This is a genomic window from Alcanivorax sp. 24 (genome assembly GCF_004360225.1).
Taxonomy (GTDB): Bacteria; Pseudomonadota; Gammaproteobacteria; order Pseudomonadales; family Alcanivoracaceae; genus Alloalcanivorax; species Alloalcanivorax xiamenensis.
Genome location: NZ_SNUA01000014.1, coordinates 70,946 through 94,537, shown reverse-complemented (window position 1 = coordinate 94,537; position 23,592 = coordinate 70,946). Strand labels below are relative to the sequence as shown.

General features: G+C 59.1%; 34 protein-coding genes and 1 pseudogene. 31 read left to right on the top strand and 4 right to left on the bottom strand.

Translation table 11 applies throughout. The features are described 5' to 3' along the window. The first annotated feature begins 22 nt into the window (after positions 1–22). From rplC to rplQ, 27 genes are all read left to right on the top strand, one after another. Complete coding sequence (rplC, locus tag E0L37_RS17150; RefSeq protein WP_133492903.1) at positions 23–658, top strand: 50S ribosomal protein L3; 636 nt, start codon at positions 23–25, stop codon at positions 656–658. A 14-nt stretch (positions 659–672) separates the two neighbouring features. After that, on the top strand, positions 673–1,275 hold the full coding sequence (gene rplD / locus E0L37_RS17145) for a 50S ribosomal protein L4 (protein ID WP_133492902.1): 603 nt from the start codon (positions 673–675) through the stop codon (positions 1,273–1,275). Beyond that, positions 1,272–1,568 carry a 50S ribosomal protein L23 gene (rplW, locus tag E0L37_RS17140; RefSeq protein WP_133492901.1) on the top strand — a complete coding sequence of 99 codons (297 nt, stop codon included), beginning with the start codon at positions 1,272–1,274 and terminating at the stop codon, positions 1,566–1,568. Before rplD ends, rplW begins: the two co-directional genes overlap by 4 nt. A 19-nt stretch (positions 1,569–1,587) precedes the next feature. Continuing rightward, on the top strand, positions 1,588–2,412 hold the full coding sequence (gene rplB / locus E0L37_RS17135) for a 50S ribosomal protein L2 (RefSeq protein ID WP_133492900.1): 825 nt from the start codon (positions 1,588–1,590) through the stop codon (positions 2,410–2,412). Between the two features lie 22 nt (positions 2,413–2,434). Then, positions 2,435–2,710 (top strand): 30S ribosomal protein S19, encoded by a 276-nt coding sequence (gene rpsS / locus E0L37_RS17130; RefSeq protein WP_014996108.1) that lies wholly within the window; start codon positions 2,435–2,437, stop codon positions 2,708–2,710. Between the two features lie 10 nt (positions 2,711–2,720). Beyond that, a complete protein-coding gene (gene rplV, locus E0L37_RS17125) occupies positions 2,721–3,065 on the top strand; it encodes a 50S ribosomal protein L22 (protein WP_133492899.1) in 345 nt (114 codons plus the stop codon). Between the two features lie 4 nt (positions 3,066–3,069). Next, entirely contained in the window at positions 3,070–3,762 is a 693-nt protein-coding gene (gene rpsC, locus E0L37_RS17120) for a 30S ribosomal protein S3 (protein ID WP_022995843.1), read from the top strand. A gap of 13 nt (positions 3,763–3,775) precedes the next feature. Further along, complete coding sequence (rplP, locus tag E0L37_RS17115) at positions 3,776–4,189, top strand: 50S ribosomal protein L16 (RefSeq protein ID WP_014996105.1); 414 nt, start codon at positions 3,776–3,778, stop codon at positions 4,187–4,189. 3 nt (positions 4,190–4,192) lie between these two features. Next, positions 4,193–4,384 carry a 50S ribosomal protein L29 gene (gene rpmC, locus E0L37_RS17110; RefSeq protein WP_014996104.1) on the top strand — a complete coding sequence of 64 codons (192 nt, stop codon included), beginning with the start codon at positions 4,193–4,195 and terminating at the stop codon, positions 4,382–4,384. A gap of 2 nt (positions 4,385–4,386) precedes the next feature. Continuing rightward, on the top strand, positions 4,387–4,656 hold the full coding sequence (gene rpsQ / locus E0L37_RS17105; protein ID WP_022995842.1) for a 30S ribosomal protein S17: 270 nt from the start codon (positions 4,387–4,389) through the stop codon (positions 4,654–4,656). A 52-nt stretch (positions 4,657–4,708) separates the two neighbouring features. Further along, positions 4,709–5,077, top strand: a complete 369-nt coding sequence (gene rplN / locus E0L37_RS17100) for a 50S ribosomal protein L14 (protein ID WP_014996102.1) — start codon at positions 4,709–4,711, stop codon at positions 5,075–5,077. Positions 5,078–5,092: 15 nt separating this feature from the next. After that, positions 5,093–5,407: a 50S ribosomal protein L24 gene (rplX, locus tag E0L37_RS17095; protein ID WP_022995841.1), complete on the top strand. Its 315-nt coding sequence runs from the start codon at positions 5,093–5,095 to the stop codon at positions 5,405–5,407. A 13-nt stretch (positions 5,408–5,420) separates the two neighbouring features. After that, positions 5,421–5,960 (top strand): 50S ribosomal protein L5, encoded by a 540-nt coding sequence (rplE, locus tag E0L37_RS17090; RefSeq protein ID WP_133492898.1) that lies wholly within the window; start codon positions 5,421–5,423, stop codon positions 5,958–5,960. 11 nt (positions 5,961–5,971) lie between these two features. Next, entirely contained in the window at positions 5,972–6,277 is a 306-nt protein-coding gene (gene rpsN, locus E0L37_RS17085) for a 30S ribosomal protein S14 (RefSeq protein WP_133492897.1), read from the top strand. A gap of 26 nt (positions 6,278–6,303) precedes the next feature. Beyond that, on the top strand, positions 6,304–6,696 hold the full coding sequence (gene rpsH, locus E0L37_RS17080) for a 30S ribosomal protein S8 (RefSeq protein WP_133492896.1): 393 nt from the start codon (positions 6,304–6,306) through the stop codon (positions 6,694–6,696). Between the two features lie 30 nt (positions 6,697–6,726). Continuing rightward, on the top strand, positions 6,727–7,260 hold the full coding sequence (gene rplF, locus E0L37_RS17075; RefSeq protein WP_133492895.1) for a 50S ribosomal protein L6: 534 nt from the start codon (positions 6,727–6,729) through the stop codon (positions 7,258–7,260). A gap of 17 nt (positions 7,261–7,277) precedes the next feature. After that, the gene (gene rplR / locus E0L37_RS17070; RefSeq protein WP_205655641.1) at positions 7,278–7,628 is read left to right on the top strand and encodes a 50S ribosomal protein L18; all 351 of its coding nucleotides are present in this window, start codon (positions 7,278–7,280) and stop codon (positions 7,626–7,628) included. 12 nt (positions 7,629–7,640) lie between these two features. Next, positions 7,641–8,138 carry a 30S ribosomal protein S5 gene (gene rpsE / locus E0L37_RS17065; RefSeq protein WP_014996095.1) on the top strand — a complete coding sequence of 166 codons (498 nt, stop codon included), beginning with the start codon at positions 7,641–7,643 and terminating at the stop codon, positions 8,136–8,138. A gap of 23 nt (positions 8,139–8,161) precedes the next feature. Continuing rightward, the gene (gene rpmD, locus E0L37_RS17060) at positions 8,162–8,344 is read left to right on the top strand and encodes a 50S ribosomal protein L30 (RefSeq protein ID WP_133492894.1); all 183 of its coding nucleotides are present in this window, start codon (positions 8,162–8,164) and stop codon (positions 8,342–8,344) included. Positions 8,345–8,347: 3 nt separating this feature from the next. After that, positions 8,348–8,782 carry a 50S ribosomal protein L15 gene (gene rplO / locus E0L37_RS17055; RefSeq protein ID WP_014996093.1) on the top strand — a complete coding sequence of 145 codons (435 nt, stop codon included), beginning with the start codon at positions 8,348–8,350 and terminating at the stop codon, positions 8,780–8,782. Between the two features lie 13 nt (positions 8,783–8,795). Then, positions 8,796–10,178, top strand: coding sequence for a preprotein translocase subunit SecY (secY, locus tag E0L37_RS17050; RefSeq protein ID WP_014996092.1), 1,383 nt, complete (start codon positions 8,796–8,798; stop codon positions 10,176–10,178). A 36-nt stretch (positions 10,179–10,214) separates the two neighbouring features. After that, complete coding sequence (rpmJ, locus tag E0L37_RS17045) at positions 10,215–10,331, top strand: 50S ribosomal protein L36 (RefSeq protein WP_008928865.1); 117 nt, start codon at positions 10,215–10,217, stop codon at positions 10,329–10,331. A gap of 114 nt (positions 10,332–10,445) precedes the next feature. Then, positions 10,446–10,802 (top strand): 30S ribosomal protein S13, encoded by a 357-nt coding sequence (rpsM, locus tag E0L37_RS17040; RefSeq protein ID WP_022995835.1) that lies wholly within the window; start codon positions 10,446–10,448, stop codon positions 10,800–10,802. A 22-nt stretch (positions 10,803–10,824) separates the two neighbouring features. Further along, the gene (gene rpsK, locus E0L37_RS17035; protein WP_014996090.1) at positions 10,825–11,223 is read left to right on the top strand and encodes a 30S ribosomal protein S11; all 399 of its coding nucleotides are present in this window, start codon (positions 10,825–10,827) and stop codon (positions 11,221–11,223) included. A 16-nt stretch (positions 11,224–11,239) separates the two neighbouring features. Beyond that, entirely contained in the window at positions 11,240–11,866 is a 627-nt protein-coding gene (gene rpsD / locus E0L37_RS17030) for a 30S ribosomal protein S4 (protein ID WP_133492893.1), read from the top strand. Positions 11,867–11,886: 20 nt separating this feature from the next. Beyond that, positions 11,887–12,894, top strand: coding sequence for a DNA-directed RNA polymerase subunit alpha (rpoA, locus tag E0L37_RS17025; RefSeq protein ID WP_133492892.1), 1,008 nt, complete (start codon positions 11,887–11,889; stop codon positions 12,892–12,894). A gap of 50 nt (positions 12,895–12,944) precedes the next feature. Beyond that, a complete protein-coding gene (rplQ, locus tag E0L37_RS17020) occupies positions 12,945–13,331 on the top strand; it encodes a 50S ribosomal protein L17 (protein WP_014996087.1) in 387 nt (128 codons plus the stop codon). 56 nt (positions 13,332–13,387) lie between these two features. Here the strand turns inward: rplQ and E0L37_RS17015 are convergent. Further along, positions 13,388–14,581, bottom strand: a pseudogene (locus tag E0L37_RS17015) (IS3 family transposase); the annotation flags it as partial. A gap of 187 nt (positions 14,582–14,768) precedes the next feature. Continuing rightward, positions 14,769–14,978 carry a CopG family transcriptional regulator gene (locus E0L37_RS17010; protein WP_133492891.1) on the bottom strand — a complete coding sequence of 70 codons (210 nt, stop codon included), beginning with the start codon at positions 14,976–14,978 and terminating at the stop codon, positions 14,769–14,771. Between the two features lie 80 nt (positions 14,979–15,058). Here E0L37_RS17010 and dauA point away from each other — a divergent pair, with 80 nt between their 5' ends. The 3 genes from dauA to E0L37_RS16995 all read left to right on the top strand — a co-directional run bounded on the left by dauA (position 15,059) and on the right by E0L37_RS16995 (position 17,971). Beyond that, positions 15,059–16,774, top strand: a complete 1,716-nt coding sequence (gene dauA / locus E0L37_RS17005; protein ID WP_133492890.1) for a C4-dicarboxylic acid transporter DauA — start codon at positions 15,059–15,061, stop codon at positions 16,772–16,774. Positions 16,775–16,894: 120 nt separating this feature from the next. Continuing rightward, a complete protein-coding gene (locus E0L37_RS17000; protein WP_133492889.1) occupies positions 16,895–17,431 on the top strand; it encodes a bacterioferritin in 537 nt (178 codons plus the stop codon). A 69-nt stretch (positions 17,432–17,500) separates the two neighbouring features. Further along, complete coding sequence (locus E0L37_RS16995) at positions 17,501–17,971, top strand: GyrI-like domain-containing protein (protein ID WP_159661332.1); 471 nt, start codon at positions 17,501–17,503, stop codon at positions 17,969–17,971. Positions 17,972–18,027: 56 nt separating this feature from the next. On the opposite strand, the gene E0L37_RS16990 is transcribed toward E0L37_RS16995, so the two are convergent. After that, positions 18,028–19,329 (bottom strand): glycerophosphodiester phosphodiesterase family protein, encoded by a 1,302-nt coding sequence (locus E0L37_RS16990; RefSeq protein WP_133492887.1) that lies wholly within the window; start codon positions 19,327–19,329, stop codon positions 18,028–18,030. Between the two features lie 551 nt (positions 19,330–19,880). Between E0L37_RS16990 and E0L37_RS16985 the strand changes: the two genes are divergently transcribed. Next, positions 19,881–20,231: a hypothetical protein gene (locus E0L37_RS16985; RefSeq protein WP_133492886.1), complete on the top strand. Its 351-nt coding sequence runs from the start codon at positions 19,881–19,883 to the stop codon at positions 20,229–20,231. 409 nt (positions 20,232–20,640) lie between these two features. Here E0L37_RS16985 and uvrA read toward each other — a convergent pair whose 3' ends face one another. After that, on the bottom strand, positions 20,641–23,466 hold the full coding sequence (uvrA, locus tag E0L37_RS16980) for an excinuclease ABC subunit UvrA (RefSeq protein WP_133492885.1): 2,826 nt from the start codon (positions 23,464–23,466) through the stop codon (positions 20,641–20,643). Positions 23,467–23,592 lie beyond the last annotated feature (126 nt).

The following is a 23,592-nucleotide window of genomic DNA, read 5'->3' as shown; positions in this document are numbered from 1 at the left end:
ACAGGTTGTGAAGAGGTAGACAATGGCGATTGGTGTGATCGGTCGAAAATGCGGGATGACCCGGGTGTTCACTGAAGATGGTGTCAGTGTGCCGGTGACCGTGATTGAAGTGTCCCCGAATCGGGTGAGCCAGATTAAGACCGAAGAGACAGATGGCTACGAGGCCGTGCAAGTGACGGTGGGCGAACGCCGCGCAAGCCGAGTGACCAAGCCGATGGCGGGTCATTTCGCCAAGGCGGGTGTTGAGGCTGGCCGCACTGTTGGTGAGTTTCGCGCTGCCGCGGGTGACTTGCAGGTGGGCGGTGAGCTGACCCTGGAAGTGTTCGAGGCTGGCCAGATCGTGGACGTAACCGGTACCTCTAAAGGTAAAGGTTTCGCCGGTACGGTTAAGCGTTGGAATTTCCGTACCCAGGACGCCACTCACGGTAACTCTCTGTCCCACCGCGCTCCGGGTTCCATCGGTCAGAACCAAACCCCGGGCCGCGTATTCAAGGGTAAGAAAATGGCGGGCCACATGGGTGCCGAGCGTGTGACGGTTCAGAACCTGGAAGTCGTGCGCGTGGACGTGGAAAAGAATCTGTTGCTGGTTAAGGGTGCGGTCCCCGGCGCGGCCGGTGGTGATGTGATCGTGATCCCGGCAGTGAAGGCGAAGGCCTGAAAGAGGAATAGAGGATGAATCTCAATACCGCCTCTGGAGGTACCGTTACTGTGTCTGAAGTCGCCTTCGGCAAGGACTTCAACGAGCCTCTGGTTCATCAGGTAGTGACTGCTTACCTGGCGGGTGCCCGTCAGGGTTCCAAAGCGCAGAAAAGCCGCTCCGATGTCAGTGGTGGTGGTCGTAAGCCCTGGCGGCAGAAAGGTACTGGCCGTGCTCGCGCCGGTACTATCCGCAGCCCGCTGTGGCGTGGCGGCGGCAAGACGTTTGCCGCGGTGCCGCGTGACCACTCACAGAAAGTAAACCGCAAAATGTACCGTGGCGCGCTGCGCTGCATTTTGTCCGAGCTGGTTCGCCAGGAGCGCTTGGTTGTGGTGGACGACTTCTCCGTCGACTCCCCGAAAACCAAGCAGGTGTCCGCCAAGCTCAAGGATCTGAACCTGAGCAATGTTCTCATCGTGACGGATGACGTGGATGAGAACCTGTATTTGGCAGCTCGTAATCTGCCGAAGGTCGACATTCGCGATGCCAGCGGTGTGGATCCGGTCAGCCTGATCGCCTTTGACAAGGTGCTGGTGACCGTGCCGGCTCTGAAGAAGCTTGAGGAGGCGCTGGCATGAATAAAGAGCGCATTTTAAAAGTGCTGCTTGCACCGCACTTTTCCGAAAAGGCCACCGACGCGACCGAGCGTAGCAATGCCTTCGCTTTCAAAGTGGCAAAAGACGCCACCAAAGCGGAGATCAAGGCAGCCGTGGAAGCCATGTTCGAGGTCAAGGTGCGTAACGTTCGGACTCTGAACGTGAAAGGCAAGCGCAAGTTCTTCGGTCGTGTCGCCGGTAAGCGTAGCGACTGGAAGAAGGCCTACGTGTCCCTTGAACAAGGCCAGGATATCGACTTCCTGGGCGCTGAGTAAGGTAAGGGAGTAAGTAATCATGGCGATTGTTAAGACCAAGCCGACTTCTCCGGGCCGCCGCTTTGTCGTAAAGGTGGTCAACGAGGAGCTGCACAAAGGTGCTCCCTACGCGCCCTTGCTGGAAGCCAAGGCCAAGAATGGCGGCCGTAACAACAATGGTCGTATCACCACCCGTCATAAAGGTGGTGGCCACAAGCAGAAATACCGCGTAGTGGATTTCCGTCGCAATAAAGATGGTGTCCCGGGTGTGGTGGAGCGTCTGGAATACGATCCGAACCGTTCCGCGCACATCGCGCTGGTGAAGTATATGGATGGCGAGCGTCGTTACATTCTGGCGCCGAAAGACCTGAAGGCGGGCGACCGCGTTCAGTCCGGTGAAGACGCTCCGATCAAAGTGGGTAATGCTCTGCCGCTGCGCAACATCCCGCTGGGTTCCACGATTCACAATGTGGAGCTGAAGCTTGGTAAAGGTGGTCAGCTGGCTCGCTCCGCGGGCACGTCCGTCCAGCTGCTGGCGAAGGACGGACAGTATGTAACCCTGCGTTTGCGCTCCGGCGAAATGCGCAAGGTGCACGCTGAGTGCCGAGCCACCATCGGGCAAGTATCCAACAGTGAGCACAGCCTGCGCTCGCTGGGTAAGGCCGGCGCAACCCGCTGGCGCGGTGTTCGTCCCACTGTTCGCGGTGTGGCCATGAACCCCGTGGATCACCCCCATGGTGGTGGTGAAGGGCGTACGTCCGGTGGCCGTCATCCGGTAACCCCCTGGGGTGTACCGACCAAGGGCCACAAAACCCGTACCAACAAGCGCACCTCCAAGATGATTGTGCGCGACCGTCGTAAGTAAGGGATAGAGAGAGGTTCAGGCTGTGCCACGTTCACTGAAAAAAGGTCCGTTTCTGGATCACCACCTGTTGAAGAAGGTGGAAGAAGCGGTGGAAGCCGGCTCCCGTAAGCCGATCAAAACCTGGTCCCGTCGCTCCATGATCATCCCGGAGATGGTGGGTTTGACCATCGCGGTACATAACGGCCGTCAGCATGTTCCGGTATTGGTTTCCGAGCACATGGTGGGCCACAAGCTGGGCGAATTCGCCCTGACCCGTAACTTCCGCGGGCATATCGTGGACAAAAAGGCTAAGCGATAAGGTGACAGCCATGGCGACTGAAGTTGCAGCCCGTCTGCGGGGCGCAAGAATTTCGGCTCAGAAAGCCCGCCTGGTGGCCGACCAGATCCGAGGTCTGGAGGTGGAAAGGGCGTTGAATGTTCTCGCCTTTAGCCCCAAGAAGGCGGCCAAGATTGTTAAGAAGGTGCTGGAGTCCGCGATTGCTAACGCGGAAAACAACGACGGCGCCGATGTGGATGAGCTGAAAGTATCCACCATCTACGTGGATGAAGGCATGACGATGAAGCGTATCCGTCCTCGCGCGAAAGGGCGTGCGGATCGGATTCTCAAGCGTACCTGCCACATCACTGTAAAAGTCTCGGAAGGTCAGGAGTAACCAGATGGGTCAGAAAGTTCATCCGATCGGTATTCGTCTGGGCATCGTCAAGGAGCACAACTCCCTGTGGTATGCGGGTCCCAAGACCTACGCAGACTGCCTGGTTACCGATCTGGAGGTGCGTGAATATCTGTTCAAGCGCCTCAAGAATGCCTCGGTGAGCCGGATTAAAATCGAGCGTCCGTCCGAAAACGTTCGCATCACCATTTCCACGGCTCGTCCGGGGATCGTGATCGGCAAGAAGGGCGAGGACGTTGAGCGCCTGCGTCGCGACGTGGCTGCCAAGATGGGTGTGCCGGTGCACATCAACATCGAGGAAGTGCGTAAGCCTGACGTGGATGCCCGTCTGGTAGCCGACAATATCGCTGGCCAGATCGAACGTCGTGTTATGTTCCGCCGTGCTATGAAACGTGCGGTTCAGAACGCGCTCAAGGCCGGTGCCGAAGGTATTCGGGTCCAGCTTTCTGGCCGTCTTGGTGGTGCCGAGATTGCTCGTACGGAATGGTACCGTGAAGGTCGCGTGCCGCTGCACACTCTGCGTGCGGACATCGATTACGCCAACGTGCGTGCTGAGACCACCTACGGAACCATCGGTGTGAAGGTCTGGATCTTCCGTGGCGAAGTGCTTGGTGGCATGGAGCAGGTTCAGGAAGAGCAGAAGCAGTCCAAGGGCGCGAAAAAGCGCGGCCGTGGTTAAAAGGTAACGAACGATGTTGCAGCCGAAGCGTACCAAATTCCGGAAAATTCATAAGGGCCGTAACCGTGGCCTGGCACAGCGCGGCAACAAGGTGTCTTTTGGCACCATCGGCCTGCAGGCCACCGGCCGTGGCCGGATCACCGCGCGTCAGATCGAGGCGGCTCGTCGGGCCATGACCCGTCACATCAAACGGGGCGGTAAGATCTGGATTCGGGTCTTCCCCGACAAGCCGATTACCCAGAAGCCGCTCGAAGTGCGGATGGGTAAAGGTAAAGGTAGCGTGGAGTACTGGGTAGCCCAGATTCAGCCGGGCCGCATGCTCTACGAAATGGAAGGTGTTTCCGAAGACGTGGCGCGTGAAGCGTTCCGTCTGGCCGCGGCCAAGCTGCCGGTCAGCACCCGTGTCGTGACTCGGACGGTGATGTAAGCCATGAAAGCGAGCGAACTGAAAGAAAAGAGTGTTGAGCAGTTGCGCGAGCAGCACCTTGAGCTGCTGGAACAACAGTTCAAGCTGCGCATGAAGAAAGCATCCGGTCAGCTTTCCCAAACCCATCAGCTTGGGACGGTCCGCCGTGATATTGCACGTGTGAAGACCATTCTGCGGGAAAAACAGGGTAACTAATCATGGCAGAGGCGAAACAGAAACTGCGCCGGACCGTTACCGGTAAAGTGATTTCCAGTAAAGGTGATAAGACCATCACCGTATTGGTTGAGCGCCGGGTACAACACCCCATTTATGGCAAGATCATCAAGCGTTCTACCAAACTGATGGCTCACGATGAGCAGAACCAGTGTGGCGAAGGCGACCTGGTCACCATCGAAGAATGCCGTCCGCTGTCCAAGCGTAAAAGCTGGATGCTGGTCAGCGTAGTGGAGCAGGCCGTCAAGGCCTGATGAGAGAATGCTGTGGCTGCCTGCACAGGGCAGGAGTTGGAGAGAGTAAGCGATGATTCAGACCGAAACCATGCTCGAAGTCGCCGATAACAGCGGCGCTCGTCGAGTGCAGTGCATCAAGGTGCTGGGTGGCTCCCACCGCCGCTATGCAGGCATTGGTGACATCATCAAGGTCACAGTAAAGGAAGCGATTCCGCGTGGTCGTGTTAAGAAAGGCGACGTGATGAGCGCTGTCGTGGTACGTACCCGTCGTGGTGTGCGTCGCCCCGATGGTTCTGTGATTCGTTTTGACGAAAACGCCGCGGTCCTGTTGAACAACAACAAGGCTCCGATCGGCACCCGGATCTTTGGGCCGGTGACCCGTGAACTGCGTAACGACCAGTTCATGAAGATCATCTCCCTGGCACCGGAAGTTCTTTAAAGGCGGGTTAAGGCAATGCTCAAGATCAAGCGCAATGACGAAGTCATCGTAATCGCGGGCAAGGACAAAGGTAAGCGGGGCCAGGTACAGCGCGTGCTCCCTAACGGCCGCCTTCTTGTCTCCGGTGTGAACATGGTGAAAAAACACGTTCGCGCCAACCCTAACCGCGGTATTCAAGGTGGCATCGTTCAGCAGGAGGCGGGTATTCACGCTTCCAATGTGGCCATCTGGAATGCGAAGACCCAGAAGGCCGATCGTGTCGGCGTCCGTTTCGAGGACGGCAAAAAAGTGCGGTTCTTCAAGTCCAACGGCGAAGCGCTGGACGCGTGAGGTTAGGTGAACCATGAGTGATCTGAAGAAGGTTTACAACGAAGAGATTGTGCCGAAGCTCCGCGATGAGTTCGGTTACAAGAACGTCATGGAGGTGCCCCGCATCACCAAGATCACCCTGAACATGGGTGTGGGTGAAGCGGCCGCTGACCGGAAGGCGATCGAAGGTGCGCTGTCGGATATGACCGCCATCGCGGGTCAGAAGCCCCTGGTCACCAAGGCGCGCAAGTCCGTGGCGGGCTTCAAGATCCGTGAAGGCTGGCCGATTGGCTGCAAGGTGACCCTGCGTAACCGTCGTATGTACGAGTTCCTGGAGCGCCTGGTATCCGTGGCGATCCCGCGTGTCCGTGACTTCCGGGGCCTGAACCCGAAGTCCTTTGACGGCCGCGGCAACTACTCCATGGGTCTGCGGGAGCAAATCGTGTTCCCGGAAATCGATTTCGACAAGGTCGACAAGCTGCGTGGTCTGGATATTACCATCACCACATCAGCCAAGACCGATGACGAAGCACGGGCGCTGCTGCGCGCCTTCAACTTCCCGCTGAAAGGCTAAGAGGATTTGTCATGGCAAAGGTCTCTATGAAAAACCGGGAGGCGAAGCGCGCCAAGTTGGTTCAGCGTTACGCCGCCAAGCGTGCCGCGCTGAAAGCGGTTGTCCAGGACCCCAACGCGGAACCCGAAGCGAAGTGGGAGGCTCAGTTGGAGCTGCAGAAGCTGCCGCGGGACTCTTCTCCGGTTCGCCAGCGTAACCGCTGCCGCATCACCGGCCGTCCGCATGGTTACTACCGCAAGTTCGGCCTGAGCCGCATTAAACTGCGTGAAGCAGCGATGCGTGGTGACGTTCCCGGGCTGGTTAAATCCAGCTGGTAAGCAAAGAGTAGCGGAGCAACTGCAGCATGAGCATGCAAGATACCCTGGCGGATATGTTTACCCGTATTCGCAACGCGCAAATGGCTCGTAAAGTCGAAGTGGAGATTCCCTCCTCCAAGGCCAAGGAAGCCATTGCCAAGGTTTTGAAGGAAGAAGGTTACATCGACGGCTATGCCGTGTCCGAGGACGCCAAGCCGACGCTGACCGTACAACTGCGTTATTTTGAAGGCCAGCCGGTGATCGAGAAGATCGCTCGGGTGAGCCGTCCGGGCCTGCGGGTATACAAAGGTGCCGGTGAGATTCCCAAGGTGAAAGGTGGCCTGGGTGTGATGATCGTGTCCACCAACCAGGGCATCATTTCCGATCGGGCCGCCCGCCAGGCGAATGTCGGCGGCGAACTGATCTGCGAAGTGTCCTAAGGTTTTGGTGTAGACGGATTAGGTGCAGCGATGTCTAGAGTAGCGAAAAATCCGGTTAACCTGCCCAAAGGCGTCGAGGTAGCTATCGACGGCCAGAAGGTGACCGTGAAAGGGTCCAAGGGCAGCCTGGATCACCAGGTGCACGATTTGGTGGAAGTGGCCGTGGATGACGGCGTATTCTCCGTCAAACCCCGTGAAGAGTCTCAGCAGGCCTGGGCCGTGGCCGGTACCACGCGTGCTCTGGTCAACAACATGGTTACCGGTGTCTCCGCGGGCTTCGAACGTCGCCTGCTGCTGAACGGCGTTGGTTACCGTGCTCAGGCCCAGGGCAAGACCCTGAATCTGACGCTGGGCTTTTCCCATCCGGTAGCCTATGAGCTGCCTGAAGGGATCACCATTGAAACCCCGAGTCAGACGGAAATCGTCATCAAGGGTATTGATAAGCAGCTGGTAGGCCAGGTGGCCGCCAATGTTCGGGGCTTCCGCCCGCCCGAGCCCTATAAGGGCAAAGGGGTGCGCTATGCTGATGAGCAAGTGCGCCGTAAGGAAGCCAAGAAGAAATAATCGTTGAGACAGAAGCCATGATGGACAAGAAAGTTGCACGTCTGCGCAGGGCAAAGCGTACTCGCCTGAAGATTCGTGAGCTGGGCGAGCTTCGTCTTTCCGTGCATCGCACTCCGCGCCATATTTATGCGCAAATCACCAGCAGCGCTGGTGATCGCGTGCTGGCCTCCGCGAGCACGGTGGAAAAAGGCCTGCGCGCTGGCGCGACGGGTAATTCTGAAGCCGCCGCTAAAGTTGGCGAGTTGATCGCTCAACGCGCTAAAGAGGCGGGTATCGAAAGCGTGGCCTTTGACCGTTCCGGTTTCCGTTATCACGGCCGGGTCAAGGCGCTGGCGGATGCCGCACGCGAAAACGGGCTTAAATTCTAAGGGTACTTGGTTATGGCGAAAGTTGATCCCAACGAAGGTCTCCAGGAGAAGCTGGTTCAGGTGAACCGGGTTGCCAAGGTGGTGAAAGGCGGCCGTATCTTCGGCTTCACCGCGTTGACCGTGGTGGGTGACGGTAATGGCAAAGTGGGTTTCGGTCGCGGTAAAGCCCGTGAAGTGCCCGCCGCCATCCAGAAGGCCCTGGAAGCTGCCCGTCGCAACATGATTCAGGTGGAGCTCAACGGCACCACCATTCAGCATCCGATCAAGGCTCGGCATGGCGCTTCCAAGGTGTTCATGCAGCCGGCCAGCGATGGTACCGGTGTCATTGCTGGCGGTGCCATGCGTGCCGTGCTGGAAGTGGCTGGTGTGCAGAACGTACTGGCCAAGTGCTATGGTTCCACCAACCCGGTGAATGTGGTTCGTGCCACGTTCGAGGGTTTGAAAGCGATGGCCTCCGCCGAGTCCGTTGCCGCCAAGCGCGGTAAAACGGTCGAAGAGATCCTGAGCTAAGCGCAGACAGACGGAACGTAACGATGGCTGACAAGATCAAGGTAACGCAGGTAAAAAGCACCAACGGCCGGCTGGAAAAGCACAAGGCCTGTGTGCGTGGTCTCGGTCTGCGCCGTATTGGCCATACCGTTGAAGTTGAAGACACCCCTTCGGTACGCGGCATGATTAATAAAGTCGCGTACATGGTGCGGGTAGAGGGAGAATAAGCGATGCGTTTGAATGATCTGCATCCCGCTGAAGGTTCCCGTCCGGCCCAGAAACGGGTCGGTCGCGGTATCGGCTCCGGTCTCGGTAAAACGGGTGGTCGTGGCCATAAAGGTCAGAAATCCCGTTCCGGCGGTACCGTGAAGCCCGGGTTCGAAGGTGGTCAAATGCCGCTGCAGCGCCGTGTGCCGAAGTTCGGTTTCACGTCCAAGCTGGCAATGGCAACCGCTGAAGTGCGCCTGGAAGAGCTGGCCAAAGTGGAAGGCGACGTAATCGACCTGGCCTCTTTGAAAGCCGCCGGCGTGGTTCGTTCTGACAAGAAACGCGCCAAGATCGTACTGCGTGGTGGCATTGACCGCGCGGTGACGGTACGTGGCGTGGCGATCACCAAAGGTGCCCGCGAAGCGGTGGAAAAAGCCGGCGGTAAAGTCGAGGAATAACAGGAACCGGGCTATGGCCAAGAACCGTGCACAAACGCTTAACAGTGGTGCCGTCGCAGCCAGCGGTGGCGCTACTCGGGAGTTGTGGCGTCGTATCGGATTCCTGCTTGGGGCCCTGCTGGTATTCCGGATCGGGGCCCATATTCCGGTACCGGGTATGAACCCGGACATGTTGGAACAGATGTTCAACCAAAACCGGGATACTATCCTTGGCCTGTTCAACATGTTCTCCGGCGGCTCTCTTGAGCGCATGAGTATTTTTGCACTCGGCATCATGCCGTACATTACCGCGAGCATCGTAATTCAGTTGATGACCGCGGTAGTCCCCAGTCTTGAGCAATTGCGCAAGGAAGGGGAGCAGGGCCGTCGCAAGATTACTCAGTACACCCGTTACCTGACCGTTGCTCTGGCGCTGGTACAGTCTTTCGGGGTATGCGCGGGTCTCAAGAGCCAGGGAATCACCCTGTTGCCGGAAGGCGCGGACAGCATGCAGGTGGCGAGCTTCTATTTTGTGGCCGTGACCTCATTGGTGACCGGGACGATTTTCCTGATGTGGCTGGGTGAACAGATCACCGAGCGTGGCATCGGGAACGGCATTTCCATGCTGATTTTCGCTTCCATCGTAGCCGGCTTGCCGGGAGCGGTGGCGCAGACCTTCGAGTCCGCCCGTCAGGGTGAGCTGGGACTGCTGGCCATGCTGATGGTGTTCCTGGTGGCCGTGGCGGTGATTTTCGGTGTGGTGTTCGTGGAACGCGGTCAGCGCCGCATAACCGTGAACTACGCTCGACGTCAGCAAGGCCGTCGGGTGTACGCGGCGCAGCAAAGCCATTTGCCGCTGAAAGTAAACATGGCGGGTGTGATTCCGGCGATTTTCGCCAGTTCCATCCTGCTGTTTCCGGCGTCACTGACCCAGTGGTTCAGTGATTCCAACCCGGATTCCTGGTGGGGGATGACCCTGCGCCGGGTCAGTGATGCACTGCTGCCGGGTACGCCGCTGTACATTCTGTTGTTTACGCTGGCGATCATGTTCTTCTGCTACTTCTACACGGCGTTGGTGTTCAACCCGAAGGATGTGGCGGACAACCTGAAGAAATCCGGGGCCTATATCCCGGGTATTCGCCCTGGTGAACAATCAGCACGTTACATCGATACCGTGATGGGCCGTCTGACGCTGATCGGTGCCGTGTACATGACGCTGGTTTGTCTGTTGCCGCTGGGGCTGCAGGCGATCTGGAATGTACCTTTCTATCTGGGCGGTACTTCGCTGCTGATCGTGGTAGTCGTGGTGATGGACTTCTGGGGCCAGGTAAACTCCCATTTGATGTCCACTCAGTACGAGAAACTGATGAAGAAAGCCAACCTGAAAGGGTATGGCGGCACCGGTCTGGTGCGTTAACAAGGCCTTAGTGGCCGAGATAGTGAGGCGAGTGCGATGAAAGTTCAGGCTTCTGTAAAGAAGATCTGCCGTAACTGCAAAGTGATCCGCCGCAAGGGGCGGGTCATGGTGATCTGCAGTGCCGAGCCGCGGCACAAGCAGCGTCAGGGTTAATTGGCGAGCTTCTTTCCTAGAGATTGGTTGAAATTCAGTCGGTGTAACGCTAGACTCTCCCGCCTTTCGGCGCCAGAGACTGGCGATACCGCTTTGTGAATCGGAGATATTCGGATGGCCCGTATTGCAGGCGTAAACATCCCGGACAACAAACATACGGTGATTTCCCTCACCTATATTTTCGGGATTGGCCGCACCCGTGCTCGCCAGATTTGCGAGCAGACCGGCATTGCGCCGGAGGTTAAGATTCGTGATCTGTCCGGCGATCAGCTGGACGCGATCCGTGCGGAGGTTGCCAAGGTTTCCACGGAGGGCGACCTGCGTCGGGAAATCAACATGAATATCAAGCGGTTGATGGATCTGGGCTGCTACCGTGGCATCCGTCATCGTCGCGGCTTGCCGCTGCGCGGTCAGCGCACCAAAACCAACGCCCGCACCCGTAAGGGCCCGCGGAAACCGATCCGCAAGTAAGTCCTGAATTTGGATAGGCATCATGGCTAAAGCGAAAAGAGACAGTGGCGCACGTCGGAAGAAGGTAACGCGGACCGTTGCGGATGGCATCGCTCACGTACACGCTTCTTTCAATAACACCATCATTACCATCACCGATCGTCAGGGCAATGCGTTGTCCTGGGCGACCTCTGGTGGCGCGGGTTTCCGTGGCTCCCGTAAGAGCACCCCGTTCGCGGCCCAGGTGGCTGCGGAAAACGCCGGAAACGCCGCCAAGGACTATGGCTTGAAGAATCTGGAAGTGCGGGTGAAAGGCCCGGGTCCGGGTCGCGAGTCTTCCATTCGGGCGCTGAACGCCTGTGGTTACAAGATTACCCATATTCAGGACGTGACGCCGATTCCGCACAATGGTTGCCGTCCGCCGAAGAAGCGCCGCGTGTAACGGGAGTTAGAGCAAGATGGCAAGATATCTCGGTCCCAAGTGCAAGCTTTCCCGTCGTGAAGGCACTGACCTGTTTTTGAAGAGCGGCATTCGTCCGCTGGAATCCAAGTGCAAGGCGGAGCAGCCCCCGGGCCAGGCCGCCGCCGGTCGTCGCCCCAGCCGCCTGTCCGACTACGGCGTGCAGCTGCGCGAGAAGCAAAAAGTGCGTCGTATGTACGGTGTGCTGGAAAAGCAATTCCGTAGCTACTACAAGAAGGCGGCCCGTGCTCGTGGCGCCACCGGTGAAGTGCTGCTGCAATTGCTGGAAGGTCGCCTGGACAACGTGGTTTACCGCATGGGCTTCGGCGCTACCCGCTCTGAAGCGCGTCAGCTGGTATCTCACCGTGCGATCCTGGTTAACGGTCAGTCCGTTAACATTCCGTCCTACCAGATCAGCGCCGGTGACGTGATCACCGTGCGTGAGAAGTCCAAGAACCAGCTGCGCGTGAAGAACGCCATGGAGCTGGCTCAGCAACGTGGCTTCCCGACCTGGTTGGAAGTGGACGAGAAGAAGCTCGAAGGTACTTTCAAAGCGCTGCCGGAGCGTATTGACCTCCCCGCGGAGATCAATGAAAACCTGATCGTCGAGCTGTACTCCAAGTAAGGACTGCCTGAGGGATCTCTATGACCGCCGTGAACGAATTTCTCACGCCCCGCTCGATCGCGGTCAACGCGATCAGCGAGACCCACGCAAAGGTTGTGCTTGAGCCGCTGGAGCGGGGTTTTGGGCATACGCTGGGCACGGCGCTGCGCCGCATCCTGTTGTCCAGCATGCCGGGATGCGCCATCACTGAAGTGGAGATCGATGGCGTACAGCACGAGTACTCCACCATTGACGGCATTCAGGAAGATGTAATCAACATCCTGCTGAACCTCAAGGGTGTGGCTCTGAAGATGGATGACCGGGAAGAAGTGGTCCTGGAACTGGTCAAAAAAGGCCCGGGTGATGTGACCGCCGATGATATCCAGCGCGACCACAGCGTGGAGGTCATCAATCCGGAGCATCTGATCTGCACCATCACCGGTGACACCGAGCTGCGTGTCCGTATGAAGGTGGAGAAAGGTCGGGGCTATGTGCCCGCGGACAGCCGTCGCAGCGATGACGACGAAACCCGTGGCATTGGCCGTCTGCAACTGGATGCCAGCTTCAGCCCCGTGCGCCGTGTCGCCTACGTGGTGGAAGCGGCCCGGGTGGAGCAACGGACCGACCTGGACAAGCTGGTTATCGATCTGGAAACCAACGGGACCATTGATCCCGAGGAAGCTATCCGGCGCGCGGCCACCATTCTGCAACAGCAGATCGCGGTGTTCGTCGACCTGGAGCAGGACTCCAAGCCCGAGCCAAAACAGGAGCGGGAGGAAGTCGACCCCATCCTGCTGCGTCCGGTGGATGACCTGGAATTGACGGTACGTTCCGCCAACTGTCTGAAAGCCGAGAACATTTACTATATCGGCGATCTGGTACAGCGCACCGAGGTGGAGCTGCTGAAAACGCCGAACCTCGGCAAGAAGTCGCTCACCGAGATCAAGGATGTGCTGGCTTCCAAAGGGTTGGCGCTGGGCATGCGTCTGGAGAACTGGCCACCGGTCAGCCTCCGTGATGATGACCGACTGAACACCAAATTGCGCTAATTGAGTTGTCGTGGACGCTGTGAAGCGCCCTTGAAGATAGGAATAGAACCATGCGTCATCGCAAGAGCGGCAGAAAACTGAATCGGAACAGCTCACATCGTCAGGCCATGTTCCGTAACATGGCGGTGTCGCTGTTGGAACACGAAGCGATCAAGACCACCTTGCCGAAGGCAAAGGAGCTGCGTCGTGTTGCCGAGCCCCTGATCACTCTGGCCAAGGAAGATTCCGTGGCCAACCGTCGCCTGGCATTCAGCCGGACCCGGTCCAAGGAAGTGGTAGGCAAGCTGTTCAACGAACTCGGCCCGCGCTATAAAGCGCGTCCGGGTGGCTATGTGCGGATCCTTAAAATGGGCTTCCGTGCTGGCGACAATGCCCCGATGGCCTATGTGGAACTGGTGGATCGTCCCGAGCCGGGTGAAGCCGCCGACGCTGAATAAACGCGTAGCCTTCCGCATGTCTGGTCCCGAAATAGGTTGACACCTATTTCGTCTCGGAACGCCCGATGCACCGCATCGGGCGTTTTGTATTTCAGGGCCAGATGAGGCCGTTCCTGGTTATAGATTTCCACCGACTCATCGACCCTTGTCCTGGCCTGCTCCAGGCTCCCTGGCCGCACTAGCAGGAACTCCGTCCTCAGGATGCCGTTCACCCGCTCCGCCAGCGCGTTCTGATAGCAGTCGTAGCCATCGGTCATCGAACATTGAATGCCGTGCCGACGGTGCAATTCCTGGTAACTGTCGCGGCAGTATTGGATACCCCGGTCGCAGTGGTGGATCAACGGCAGGCGCCCCGACCGGTCGCGCAGGGCCTTGCGCAACGCCTGCTCCACATCCTCGCTGCGTAAGCTCTCATGCACATGATGGAGCACGATCCGGTCACCAGACTTACGTGGCTTATGCCCGAGCGGGTCGGCAGATAGGTGATATCCGCCACCCAGACTTGGTTAGGCCGGCAGGCTACCACTTGCTCGGAGCCCGGCTTGAGCAGATTCGGGTGACGCCGGAAGCGGTGATGACTGTGCGTGGTCTTATGGTAGGCCCGGCGGCGAGGCACCAACAGGCGCTGGGCCCGCGGTACCTGGAGCAGCTGATCCCGGCCCAGATGAAGGGTGTGATCCGGTTGTCCATGGAGAAGATGTTGGAAGCTTGCGAGCGCCGATCCGGGGCTGGCGACGACGGATGGTCCGGACAAAGTCCACCACCCGCTGTTCCCGATCCTCCCTTGCTTGCTGTGCTCGCTCCGCCTGATACCAGGCTTGGCGGCTGATGCCCAGGAGATGACAGGCCCTGCTGACGGTCAATCCGGCAACGCGTCTCTGCGTGAGGACTTGCCGGGCCGCTTTTTTACGGTCACCCCGTAGTCCTTCTCCATGACATCGACAACGGCTTCGAAGAACTCGGCCTTCTGTTCGGCCAACCGCGGCTTCTCTTCAAGCTCCTTGATTCGCTGTTCGGGGGTAGGTGGGGACTTCGGCACGGTAGGGCTCCGGCTCGCACGGTGGGGGGGCAGGACGCCAGTCCTGGTCGCCATATCGACGTAATCACTTTAGTACCATCGAGCGGCCCTGAATACCGTGGCGGGCCTGGGCCTGCTTATAGGTCAGCTCACCGCGCTCCACCTCGTCCGCCACCGCCTGTTTAAAGGCCAGGGTGTAATCCCGCTGCGTGCGCTTAACCCTTTGATTCATCACGTTCTCCCAAAGTCAGGGCCGGAACGTGTCAACTCTATTCAGGGCGGGTCAGCATCAACAAAAAAGCCGGGATATGCCCGGCTTTTTTGTGTCTTGTCTTTCTGGCGGGCTCTCCCCTCAGGCCCTCAGCGGCGGCGTCAAAGCTCGTCCCCTGTTCTTTTTCCGTCGTGGGCGGCCGCTTCTTTCAAGATTGTTTGTGATCGTCCTCTTCCTGGTCTGGAAAGGCATCCGCCTGTTCCAGCCAATCCGGGCCCAGTTGCGCCTGGACATATTCCCGAATGAATTGCCGTACTTTCTGTGAGGGCGTGACGTCCTCACGGGCGCAGAGCTGCTCGAATGCGCGCTTTTTGCGAGGATCAATAAGAAGGGTGAGGCGGGCAGTGCGTTTTTCCATGTTAATTTGATTAACATTGAGTGAATGTTGAATAGGAATATAATACTCATCTGATTTCTCTTCAATGGGATTTGGCCTTTATGTCACACCGTCGCTATCTGTTCTCGTTGAAAATAGGTTATGCGCTGCGGGAGTGCGTGGCGGAAGGCTATGGCGCGGGTGAGCGGAGAAAGGACCTGGTCGCCGGGCTCACGGTTGGTGTCATCGCCATTCCCTTGTCCATGGCGCTGGCCATTGCCAGCGGGGTGCCTCCCCAGCATGGGCTGTACACCGCCATTATCGCCGGCTTTCTGATTGCCTTGACCGGGGGCTCGCGCTTCAGTGTCTCGGGGCCGACCGCCGCTTTTGTGGTGATTCTCTACCCGGTGGCGCAGAGTCACGGTTTGCCCGGATTGCTGATGGCGTCGGTACTGGCGGGTGTCATGCTGATCCTGATGGCGGTGTGCCGCCTCGGAAGGCTGATCGAGTACATCCCGCAGGCGGTGACACTGGGCTTCACCGCGGGCATCGCGGTGGTGATCGCGACCCTGCAGCTCAGCGATTTTCTGGGCCTTCACACTGGTCCGGCGCCGGAAGGCTACCTGCAGAAATGGTCAGTGCTGATTCAGTACTTGCCCGGCCTGCATGGCCCCAGTCTGTTAGTGGCGGTGATAACGCTGGCCACGCTGATTCTCTGGCCGCGACTGAAGACACCGCTACCGGCCCATTTGCCGGCGGTACTGATCGGATCGCTGCTGGCGTGGTGCCTCAACCGTTATCAACTGCCGGTGGAGACCCTGGGCTCCCGTTTCAGCTTTCTGTTGCCGGACGGCTCCCTGGGGCACGGGATCCCATCGGTACTGCCGGCCGTCGACTGGCCCTGGAATCATGGTGCGGGGGGCGGTAACAGCCACTTCTGGTCCTGGGCGTCCTGGCGGGAATTGGTGCCCGCGGCTTTCGCTATTGCCATGCTCGGTGCCATTGAGTCGTTGCTGTGCGCGGTGGTCCTGGACGGTATGTCAGGTAAGCGCCACAGTGCCAATAGCGAGCTGTTGGGGCAGGGTATCGGTAATCTGGTGGCCCCGTTTTTTGGCGGTATCACCGCCACCGCGGCGATTGCCCGATCCGCCGCCAATTTCAAGGCCGGTGCCAGATCGCCTGTGGCATCCATGATTCACGCCGCCGTGGTGCTGCTGGGGATGGTGGTGTTGGGGCCTTTGCTGGCCTATCTGCCAATGCCGGCAATGGCGGCATTGCTGATGATGGTGGCTTGGAATATGAGCGAGGCGCATAAAGCAATGCGCTTGCTCCGTCGTGCTCCTCTGGGTGAGGTGTTGGTCTTTCTGAGCTGTTTTTCCCTTACCGTGTTTCTGGATATGGTGGTGGCCATCACCGTGGGGGTACTGCTGGCCGCCTTGTTGTTCATGCGTGAAATCGCCGCCATGACGCGGATTTCCGACATCACCAACTCGCCCCGGCTGCGGGACTATCAGATCCCGGAACAGTGGGGCGTGCTCAAGATCGTGGGTCCGTTGTTCTTTGCCGCCGCCGACCGTGTCTTCGCGGAGGCCGACGGCCTGGCCGCCGGCCGCTCTGGTGTGGTGTTGTATATGGATGGCGTGTCTGTCCTCGATGGTGGGGGTGTGTCCGCTCTGCAGGGTTTTGTCGATCGCTGTGCCGCCAGTGGTTGCCAGGTGATGGTAGCGGATCTGGGTTTCCAGCCTCTCAAGACCCTGGCCCGTGCCGGTATGGAGCCGCTGCCGGGGAAATTGAGATTCTCTCCGAGTCTCGATGAAGCCCTGAAGTCGCTGGCTTGAGGTGTGGCGGTGCTCCCCGACTTTACGCAATTTTGCGTTTCCCCCTCTTGTGTTCCCTGATTGTGGAGAGCATCACTAGTCAGACTCAGGTTCCCATGTCTGAAACCGCGGGGAGGTATCATGAGCGACAAACAACCGTTTCTGACCGATATCAAAACGCTGCGAGAGCGAGCTCGTAAACACATCGAACAAGGGGCGGTGACCGAAGGCTACAACGCGGATCGCGCCCAGGTGGTCGAGCTGTTGAATGCGGCCCTGGCCACGGAAATCGTGTGCACGCTGCGTTATAAACGGCACTACTATATGGCGGATGGGCTCAACGCCAGTATCGCCGCCGAGGAGTTCCTCGAACACGCCCAGCAGGAACAACAGCACGCGGACTGGCTGGCCGAACGCATCGTGCAATTGGGAGGGGCACCGAATTTTTCCCCTGAAGGTCTGCAAAGTCGATCCCATGCGGAATACGTGGAAGGCGTGACTCTCAGGGATATGGTGCGCGAGGATCTGGTCGCTGAGCGGATTGCTATCGACAGCTATCGTGAGATCGCGGCCTATCTGGGCGAGAAGGACCCCACCACCCGTCGTATCATGGAGGAAATCCTGGCCCAGGAGGAAGAACACGCCGATGATATGGCGGCGATCCTGGAGGCGCTTTGATTTTCCCTTTCACGGAGCGCCGGCCGGAGAGCCGGCGCCGCTTACGCCGACGTCGCAATGGAGATATCTATGACCGAGCCCCGTGTCGTGAAACAACCTGGCCGTATTATCGCCGGCATTCAGATACGCACCAGTAATGAGTTGGAAATGCGCTCGGATGACGCCCGCATTCCCCGCCTCTGGCAAAGCTTTGAAAGCGAAAAACTGAATGAGGTGATCCCGGATAAGGCGGCGGGGTCCCCGGTGTATGGTGTTTACACCGAGTACAGTAACGGCATGGACGGCGAGTACAGCGTGCTGGCCGGGGTCGAAGTCACCGATGAGGCCAAGGTGCCGGACGACTACCTCACGGCGGTGCTCAATGCGGGCGACTACCTGGCTTTTGAAGCGCAGGGGCCGCTGGACAGGATCGTTCCGGAAACCTGGGCGCGGGTATGGGCTTATTTCGAGTCGGCGCAGGCGCCGCAGAGGGCGTTTGATACGGACTATGAGGTCTACGAGAGTACCGACAAGGTCACCCTGTACGTCGGCATCCGCTAAGCGTCCTCGGGGCGGGGACCGGGCTCCGGGCCCGGCCTCGGCCCCTGAGGCGCTGCTTACAGGCCCATGCAGTTGGCGTAGAAAGTAGTGGTAGCGGGCCAATCGGAGAAGACCGCGGTCACCCCTACGTCTCGGGCCAGCACGTCCAGCAGTGTCAGTGTGTCGCCGTCATTGTCGATGGCCTCATTGACGCTCTGATAATACCAGCCGCCTCCCGAGGCCAGTGGACCGGAACGCTCCAGTGACCAGGCAATCAGTTGCAACCCGGCGGCTTTGGCCGCTCGGGCATATTCGCTGGGAACGATCTGGTTATTGGCATCGGTGGTGACCAGCATCCACAGCGGCGGCGCCAGATAATTCACGCCTTGACCGGCCAGGGTGGCCATGTCCGGTTCCCAAGTGCCGGGGGTTTGCGGGTCCAGTCCGCTGCCGTCACGATCGTCCAGGTAAACCGCCTGGCGGCCATAGGCCGGCTCGGCGCTGATCCAGTAAAGCACGTCATCCAGATTGAACGATTGGGGCAACACCTGACGGGGTGAGACGCCGGCTTCCTTGTACTCGTTGATCAATTGCTGGGCGTACCGTTCCTGGGTGTAGTCCCCGTCGTACGGCATGGGAACACTGGGTTCCTTGAGCTCGGGAGTCATTTTCACGCCCAGTTCCTGGAACAGCGCGATGCTCTCCTTGTGGCTCATCAAAGTGCCGTTCTGACTGTAGAGATCGGTGCGCCAGTCCGGTGTGGACGCCATGTATTCCTCCACGGTGCGGGCATCGGGATTGCCGGCGTCCATCTTGCCTTCAAGGCTTTTGAATTCTTCCAGGGTCAGATCACTGGTGCAGCAGCTCACATTGCTGAAGTCGTATTCACCATTGCCCAACGGCACGGGCGGGCTGCTGCATTTGCCGGCCAGATCGGTGGCCAGGATGTTGGTGGTGGTGTGCAGATCGCACTGGGAATGGCGGCAAACCAGTTCCTTGTCCCGGGTGAAGGCGACATCGCATTCCAGAATACCGGCACCCATGCGAGCGGCGGCCCGGTAGGATTCCTCGGTATGTTCGGGGAACTGTAGCGGGGCTCCCCGGTGGCCGATGGACCAGTCCGTGCTCCGTTGCGGGCGTTTCCGCTCGGCACAGGACTGCAGGCGCCGCTTCAACGGGCCGGGATCCATATCGTCCACCAGATAGTAGGGGCGCGGCCCCAGTTCCACCGTGCCGGCGATATGGACAGGGCGGTGGCGGTCGGGGCCGTGATCGGCACCGTGGCCATAACCGTTACCTTTGCCGTTGTTGGCGCAGGCAGCGGTGGCCAGACCGAGCAGGGACAGGGCAAGCATGAAACGAGTCACGGTCGAACGCATGGCGGGAGCTCCCTTCTTGAGTTATTGGCGGACTTCCCAACCTAGAAATGTTCTATGACGATCCGGTTAGCGTCGTGCCTCAGCTCGAGCCGGATGTCTGAAGTGTGCGTTGTGTCACGATCTCCCAGGAGGCAGGGTGCCTTTCGCGGAAGGATGTTCCGTTACGTTGCGCGTTTGGCATGGATGCTGCTTCTTTATTCAGGAAAGAAAAAAGTTCATCGCAGTTTAGAGGGCCACGGTGCTTTAATCATGGGCGCGGGTCTGTAACGGAAGGGGCTACGAAGCCGCTGTGGGAAGCGGCCTTGGCCGCGAATGCCCTGGGTCGTTGGCGATTCGCTTGCAAGCAAGCTTCCCACAGCGGCTTCGTAGCATGATCTGAATGGATGTCTTCGAGGTAACCGAGCAATACGGGTCTCCTTTGCTCTCCTGGAAAGGTTTGTCGTTGTTGGCGTCCGCAACGCGGCGGTTCACTCGAATCGGGGCTGCACGGAGCCCGGCTGGAGCGAGACTTCCCGCTAAACCGCGATGAGCCAGAAAAAAGGGGGGGAGGCATGAGCACGGGATTGAGCGATCACTGGTTGATGCACCGGCAGGTGGTCAGTCTGGTAAATCAATGCCGGCGCCGGATTCGCGAGGAATTCGCGGTAGCGCTGCGATTGTCTGATGCTGACCTGCGCCAACAGCTCAGACACTATGCCCGGGTTAGCCAGGACACGCGGATCCGTGCGTTGCTGAGCGAAATCGATAGCCTGGCGCCGGAGCTTCCGGCTGAGCCCGAGGCGCCTCGTCAGATGTACCGTGGGCAGGCGGTTCGTTCAGAGGAGAAACCTTCCCAGGCCAGAACGCCCAAGCCGGTGAAGAAAAGCAAACGAATGTACCGCGGGCGCCCAGTGGAGGATTAGGGGAAGGGCTTCCTTTCAATCCGGGGTTTTGCCTTTCTGGAGGGGAGCGTCACCGGTCAGGGCGTTCCAGGACACGCTGTGAATACGTCCCTGTAAGCTCGTGTTTGGCCATCCCTGGCCAAACACGGTCCTGGAACGTCCTGACCGGCGACACTCCGCGAGTTCTGAAGTGCCCAACTTCGAATCAAGGTTGGGTGGAAAGAACACAGAACCCTTCGGTTGGCTGTGACCGAGGGTCTTGCGTGTATCCCGGGTGTCCATGACTGTGTGAGGCAGGACGCCGAACGCAAGCCTACAGGGATGTATTCACGGCGGGTCATGGACACCCGGGATACACGCAAGACCCGCCTGCGAAGCACCAAGGCTTCCCATCACAAAGAGTCGATTTCCCGCCAATCCGCGATGAACTTTACTTTTTTCCCAGTAGAGGTTTCAGAAAGCGCCCGGTGTGGCTGGCTTTGACCTTGACCACCTGTTCCGGCGTGCCCTCGGCGATGATCTCGCCGCCGCCGTCACCGCCCTCCGGGCCAAGATCAACGATCCAGTCGGCGGTCTTGATCACGTCCAGGTTGTGCTCGATCACGACGATACTGTTGCCGTGGTCGCGCAGCCGGTTGAGGACGTCCAGCAACAACTGAATATCCTGGAAGTGCAGCCCGGTGGTGGGCTCGTCGAGAATGTAGAGCGTGTTGCCAGTATCGCGACGGGACAGTTCCCGCGCCAGCTTTACCCGTTGCGCTTCACCGCCGGACAGTGTGGTGGCGGCCTGGCCCAGTTTGATGTAACTCAGACCCACGTCCAGCAGGGTCTGCAGACGCCGTTGCAAAGCCGGCACCGCGTCGAAAAACTCGCGACCCTCTTCCACGGTCATTTCCAGCACTTCGTAGATATTCTTGCCCTTGTAGGTGATTTCCAGGGTTTCCCGATTGTAGCGTTTGCCTTCGCACACCTCGCAGGGAACATAAATGTCTGGCAGAAAGTGCATTTCCACCTTGATCACGCCATCGCCCTGGCAGGCCTCGCAGCGGCCGCCCTTGACGTTGAAGCTGAAACGGCCGGGCTTGTAGCCGCGGGAGCGGGCTTCCTGGGTACCGGCGAACAGCTCCCGCACCGGTGTGAAAATACCGGTGTAAGTGGCCGGGTTGGAACGCGGGGTGCGGCCGATCGGGCTCTGATCGATATCCACCACTTTGTCGAAGTGATCGAGCCCCTTGATCTCCCGATACGGCGCCGCGCGCAGAGTGGTGGCTTTGTTCAGGCGGGTGGCGGCCACCGGGTACAGGGTGTGGTTGATCAGCGTGGACTTGCCGGAACCCGAGACGCCGGTAATGCAGGTGAACAGGCCCACCGGCAGTTTGATATGGGCGTCTTTGAGGTTATTGCCGCTGGCGCCGGTGAGTTCCAGCCAGCGGTCGTTGGCGGCGACCCGTTTTTTCGGAACGGCGATGGCGCGCCGGCCGGACAAATAGTCACCGGTCAGGGACCGGGGGTTGCCGGCCACGTCTTCCGGTTTGCCCTGGGCCACCACTTGTCCACCATGCACGCCAGCGCCGGGGCCGATATCGATGACATGGTCCGCCATACGGATGGCGTCCTCATCGTGCTCCACCACCAGCACGGTATTGCCGAGATCACGCAGCCGGGTCAGGGTGCTGAGCAGGCGCTCATTGTCGCGCTGATGCAGGCCAATGGAGGGCTCGTCGAGCACGTACATTACCCCCACCAGGCCAGCGCCGATCTGGCTGGCCAGGCGGATACGCTGGGCCTCACCGCCGGACAGGGTCTCCGCGCTGCGCTCCAGAGTCAGATAGTCCAGACCGACATTGACCAGGAACTGCAGACGGTCACGGATTTCCTTGAGAATCTTCTCGGCGATCTCGCCCCGGCTGCCGGCCAGTTTCAGTTGATCGAAATAGTCGAATGCCTTGCCCACCGCCATGCGCACCACCTGGGGCAGTGTGGTTTCGTCGATGAACACATGCCGGGCGGCTTCCCGAAGCCGGGAGCCGTGACAGCTCGGGCAGGTGGAGGTCGACAGGTAGGTGGCCAGATCCTCGCGTACCGCGTCCGACTCGGTTTCCCGATAGCGGCGCTCCATGTTGGGGATGATGCCCTCGAACGGATGGTTGCGGCTGATGATGTCTCCACGGTCGTTGAGATAGCGGAATTCCACGTTTTCCTTGCCGGTACCGTAGAGGATCTTCTTGCGGACGGTTTTGCTCAGTTTTTTGAACGGCACATCCATATCAAAGCCGATGCTGTCAGCCAGAGAGGTGAGCATCTGGAAATAGTAGACGTTGCGGCGGTCCCAGCCGCGAATCGCGCCCTCGGCCAGGGACAGTTCATCGCTGGTGATGACCTTGTCCTCGTCGAAGAACTGTTTGACACCCAGACCGTCGCAGCTCGGGCAGGCACCGGCCGGGTTGTTGAACGAAAACAAGCGGGGTTCCAGTTCTGGAATGGAGTAGCCACAGTGGGGGCAGGCGAATTTGGCGGAGAAAGTCGTCTCTTCGCCCTTGCCGTCCATGGGGGCGATTACGGCGATGTCATCCGCCAGGTGCAGGGCGGTCTCGAACGATTCCGCCAGACGATTCTGCAGATCCGGACGCACCTTGAAACGATCCACCACCACTTCGACGGTGTGCTTCTTGTTCTTGTCCAGGGGCGGGGTGTCGTCCATGTCGTGGATACGGCCGTTGACCCGGACCCGCACGAAACCCTGGGCACGAAGTTCGTCGAACAGATGCAGATGCTCGCCTTTTTTTTCCCGAACCACTGGCGCCAACAGCATCAGCCGGGCCCCATCCTCCATGGCCAGTACCTGATCCACCATCTGGCTGATGGTCTGGGCCGTCAGTGGCGTGTCGTGCTCGGGACAGCGGGGTTCGCCTACCCGGGCGAACAGCAGCCGAAGATAGTCGTAGATCTCGGTAATGGTGCCCACGGTGGAGCGTGGGTTGTGGCTGGTGGACTTCTGTTCGATGGAAATCGCCGGGCTCAGCCCCTCGATATGGTCGACATCGGGCTTTTCCATCATCGACAGGAACTGCCGGGCGTAGGTGGACAGCGACTCCACGTAGCGGCGTTGCCCTTCGGCGTAGAGCGTGTCGAACGCCAGCGACGATTTGCCGGAACCGGACAGGCCGGTGATCACCACCAACTTGTCCCGTGGAATGTCCAGGTCCACGTTTTTCAGGTTATGGGTACGGGCACCGCGCACCAGAATGGTATCCATGGGTACTGCCACCTACTGTCAAAATGAACAGTGGAGTATAGGGGAAATGATGTGAAGGAGAAAAGAAATGAACGGTCGGGCGGCGGCGGGACTGGAAGGGCCGACACGCGATGCGTGTCGGCCGGG